General features: G+C 69.9%; 3 protein-coding genes. 1 reads left to right on the top strand and 2 read right to left on the bottom strand.

Annotated elements, in window-relative coordinates; all coding sequences use genetic code 11:
* Window positions 1-23 precede the first annotated feature (23 nt).
* Window positions 24-1,019: an AAA family ATPase gene (locus tag CCS38_RS23440; RefSeq protein ID WP_223735293.1), complete on the bottom strand. Its 996-nt coding sequence runs from the start codon at window positions 1,017-1,019 to the stop codon at window positions 24-26.
* A 37-nt stretch (window positions 1,020-1,056) separates the two neighbouring features.
* Complete coding sequence (locus tag CCS38_RS23435) at window positions 1,057-1,872, bottom strand: IclR family transcriptional regulator (protein WP_223735292.1); 816 nt, start codon at window positions 1,870-1,872, stop codon at window positions 1,057-1,059.
* A 202-nt stretch (window positions 1,873-2,074) separates the two neighbouring features.
* Between CCS38_RS23435 and xsc the strand changes: the two genes are divergently transcribed.
* Window positions 2,075-3,883, top strand: coding sequence for a sulfoacetaldehyde acetyltransferase (xsc, locus tag CCS38_RS23430; protein WP_223735291.1), 1,809 nt, complete (start codon window positions 2,075-2,077; stop codon window positions 3,881-3,883).
* The last annotated feature ends 371 nt before the right edge of the window (window positions 3,884-4,254 follow it).

Below are 4,254 nucleotides of genomic sequence, written 5' to 3'. Positions count from 1 at the left end.
CCCCGTCCCCGTTCTCGCCCCCGTCATGTCGCGGCCGCCGCGCAGGACTCGGGCAGCTCGCGGTCGAAGCAGCGCTGGAAGTACTCGGCGACCAGCGGGCGTTCGGCCTCGTCGCACTTGTTGAGGAACGACAGCCGGAAGGCGGGCGCGGGATCGCCGAATATCTCGGTGTTCTCCGCCCAGGTGATGACCGTACGGGGGGACATCAGGGTGGAGAGGTCGCCGGCGCGGAAGCCGTGGCGGGTCAGCTCGGCGACCGCGACCATGGCCGCCACGGTCGCGCGCCCCTGGTCGCTCTCGTACGAAGGGACGCGGGACCGGACGATCGCCGCTTCCTCCTCCGCCGGGAGGTAGTCGAGCGACGCGACGATGTTCCAGCGGTCGATCTGGGCGTGGTTGAGGCGCTGGGCGCCGTGGTAGAGCCCGTTGAGATTGCCGAGGCCGACCGTGTTGGCGGTGGCGAAGAGGCGGAAGGCGGGGTGCGGGCGCAGGACGCGGTTCTGGTCCATGAGCGTGAGCCGGCCGTCGCGTTCGAGCATCCGCTGGATGACAAACATGACGTCGGGGCGCCCGGCGTCGTACTCGTCCAGGATCAGCGCGACGGGCCGCTGCAACGCCCAGGGCAGCACGCCTTCCTGGAACTCCGTCACCTGCTGTCCGTCCCGCAGGACCACCGCGTCCTTGCCGATCAGGTCGAGGCGGCTGAGGTGACCGTCCAGATTCACGCGGACACAGGGCCAGTTGAGGCGCGCCGCGACCTGTTCGATGTGGGTGGACTTGCCGGTGCCGTGCAGGCCCTGGACCAGGACCCGGCGGTTGCGGGCGAAGCCGGCCAGCAGCGCGAGGGTGACGTCGGCGTTGAAGCGGTACGCGTCGTCCACCTCGGGCACCTGCTCGGAGGGCTCGCGGAACGCGGGGACGGTGAGGTGCGAGTCGATGCCGAAGACGTCCTTGACGGCGACTTCGGCGTCCGGGCCGTACGGCGGTATGTCCGTGTCCATGTCCATGTCCGTCGTCATGTCGGGGAACTCCTCCAAGTAGGGCTGAGAGGTCGTGTCACGAAGCGGCCGCGTCCTCCGGCGTGCCCTCCTCCTCGATGCGGCCGATGGCCTCAGCCGCACGCTGCAGCGCGGGCAGCAGCGACAGCGCCTTGTCGGCGGTCAGCCGCATGACCGGCGCCTGAACGGCGACGCACATGTTGGAGCGCCCGCCGCCCACGGCCGGTACCAGCACCGCGACGCACACCAGGCCCGGCAGGAACTCCTCGTCGTCCAGCGCGAAGCCGTCCCGCCGGATGCGCTTGAACTCCTCTTCGAGGGCGTCGAGGTCGGTGATGGTCTTCGGGGTGTACTGCTTGAGCGGGGCGTGTGCGAGGAGCTTGCGGCGCTGGGCCGGGCTCATCTGGGACATGATCATCTTGCCGCTGGCCGAGCAGTGCGTGGGGACGCGCGAGCCGGGCCGCAGGTAGAAGCGGAGTGGCTCGGGTGTCTCCACGCGGTCCAGATACACCACCTCGTTGCCGGAGAGCGTGGTGATGTTGCAGCTCTCGCCCAGCTCCTCGACCAGACGGCGCAGGACGGTGTGGCGCGCGCCGTGGTGAGTGGCGTTGAGGAGGAGGTTCTCGGCGAGCCGGCGCAGCCGGTGGCCGGTGCCGTAGTGCCGCCCGTCGCCCTGCCGGATCAGTAGCCCGGCGCTCTCCAGCTGCTGAAGCATCCGGTGCAGCGTCGGCTTGGGCAGCCCGGTCTCCTCGACCAGGCCCTGCAGCGAGACCAACTGATCCTTGGCGGCGATCAGTTCGAGCAGGGAGAAGAGGCGCATGGTCGGCGTGTCGCCGTTCACCGCGCCGGGGTCGGGCTCGCGTGGCGGGACCACGGTACCTCCAGGGCTGTACGTGTACCAGTCTCAATCCGGGTCGGATTCCAGAAACAAGCTACCACTGTCTCGTTTTCCTGAACGATCCGTTGACGGCGGCGATCGGCACCCCTATGGTCCAGCCAGATCCTGATTTCAGGAACACCCCGTACCGATTTCAGAAACGAAGCCGGTGAGCTCGGCGTCTCGGAGGAGTGGAACCATGGGCGAGAAGAAGACGGCGGACGGCCGCCCGGTCGTGAGCGGGCAGCAGAAGATGACGCCCTCGGAGGCTTTCGTCGAGACCCTCGTGGCCAACGGGGTGACCGACATCTTCGGCATCATGGGCTCGGCGTTCATGGACGCCATGGACATCTTCGCGCCGGCCGGCATCCGCCTGGTCCCGGTGGTCCACGAGCAGGGCGCGGCCCACATGGCCGACGGATACGCCCGGGTCAGCGGCCGGCACGGCGTCGTCATCGGCCAGAACGGCCCCGGCATCAGCAACTGCGTCACCGCGATCGCCGCCGCGTACTGGGCGCACAGCCCGGTCGTGATGATCACCCCCGAGGCGGGGACCATGGGCACGGGCCTGGGCGGCTTCCAGGAGGCCAACCAGCTCCCGATGTTCCAGGAGTTCACCAAGTACCAGGCGCATGTGAACAACCCCAAGCGGATGGCCGAGTACACCGCGCGCGCCTTCGACCGGGCCCTCTCCGAGATCGGCCCGACCCAGCTGAACATCCCGCGCGACCACTTCTACGGCGAGATCGAGACCGAGATACCCGACCCGCAGCGGCTGGACCGCGGCCCCGGCGGCGAGAAGAGCCTGACCGAGGCCGCCGAGCTGCTCGCCACCGCGGAATTCCCGGTCATCATCTCCGGCGGCGGCGTCGTGATGGCCGACGGCGTCGAGCAGTGCAAGGCGCTCGCCGAACGCCTCGGCGCGCCGGTCGTCAACAGCTACCAGCACAACGACAGCTTCCCCGCGAGCCACCCGCAGTGGTGCGGCCCGCTCGGTTACCAGGGTTCCAAGGCCGCGATGAAGCTCATCTCGCAGGCCGACGTGGTGATCGCGCTCGGCACGCGGCTCGGCCCGTTCGGCACGCTGCCGCAGCACGGCATGGACTACTGGCCCAAGAACGCGAAGATCATCCAGATCGACGCGGACCACAAGATGCTCGGCCTGGTCAAGAAGATCACCGTCGGCATCTGCGGCGATGCGAAGGCCGCTGCCGCGGCGCTGACCGACCGGCTGGCCGACCGCACCCTCGCCTGCGACGCCACCCGGGAGGAGCGTGCCGCGCGCACCAAGGCGGAAAAGGACGCGTGGGAGCAGGAGCTCTCCGAGTGGACCCACGAGAAGGACCCCTACTCCCTCGACATGATCGCCGAGCAGGAGCAGGAGGACGGCAACTGGCTGCACCCGCGCCAGGTCCTGCGCGAGCTGGAGAAGGCCATGCCGCCGCGGGTGATGGTCTCCACCGACATCGGCAACATCAACTCCGTTGCGCACAGCTACCTGCGCTTCGAGGAGCCGCGCTCCTTCTTCGCGCCGATGTCCTTCGGCAACTGCGGGTACGCGCTGCCGACCATCATCGGCGCCAAGGCCGCGGCGATGGACCGCCCGGCGATCGCGTACGCGGGTGACGGCGCCTGGGGCATGAGCATGGTCGAGATCATGACCGCCGTACGCCATGACATCCCGGTCACGGCCGTGGTCTTCCACAACCGCCAGTGGGGCGCCGAGAAGAAGAACCAGGTCGACTTCTACAACCGCCGGTTCGTGGCGGGCGAGCTGGAGAGCGAGTCCTTCGCGGGCATCGCGCAGGCGATGGGGGCCGAGGGCATCGTGGTCGAGAAGCTGGAGGACGTCGGCCCGGCCCTGCAGCGGGCGGTGGATGCGCAGATGAACGAGGGGAAGACCACCGTCATCGAGATCATGTGCACGCGTGAGCTGGGGGACCCGTTCCGCCGCGACGCACTGCAGAAGCCGGTGCGGTACCTGGAGAAGTACCAGGACTACGTCTGATCGGTTGCCCGACCGGTCGTCCGACCGGCCCCTGCTCGTAGGGGGCCCCTGCTCGTACCGGCCGCATCCGGTACGGCCCGGCCGGGTGGACGCCGTGCGGACGGCGTCCACCCCTGGCCGCGGCTCCCGCCGCCGGCTGCCCTGCCCGGGCGGCGGCAGCCGCGTCCCGCTCCGGCGCCGCGCGTGACCCTCAACGCGCGCGGCGTCGGGCTTGCCGCCCGGGGTTTTCCGGGCTCGCCTTCCGGGGTGCGCCCGGGGTTCGCCGGGCTCGCCCTCCGGGGTGCCCCGTTCCCGCCGTCGGCGGATGCGCCACCGCCGTGGCCGGTCGCGCAGTTCCCCGCGCCCCTGAGAGCGCGCGGCTGTCGGGCCAC

This window comes from Streptomyces purpurogeneiscleroticus, assembly GCF_020024005.1.
In the GTDB taxonomy this organism is placed as follows: Bacteria; Actinomycetota; Actinomycetes; order Streptomycetales; family Streptomycetaceae; genus Streptomyces; species Streptomyces purpurogeneiscleroticus.
The sequence above is the reverse complement of the archived record's forward strand: the minus strand, read 5'-3'. Positions and strand labels throughout refer to the sequence as shown.

What these genes read in the sequence shown, in the direction of transcription:
- CCS38_RS23440 (WP_223735293.1), bottom strand. Translation starts at nt 1,019, where the DNA reads ATGACGACGGACATGGACATGGACACGGACATACCGCCGTACGGCCCG.
- xsc (WP_223735291.1), top strand. Translation starts at nt 2,075, where the DNA reads ATGGGCGAGAAGAAGACGGCGGACGGCCGCCCGGTCGTGAGCGGGCAG.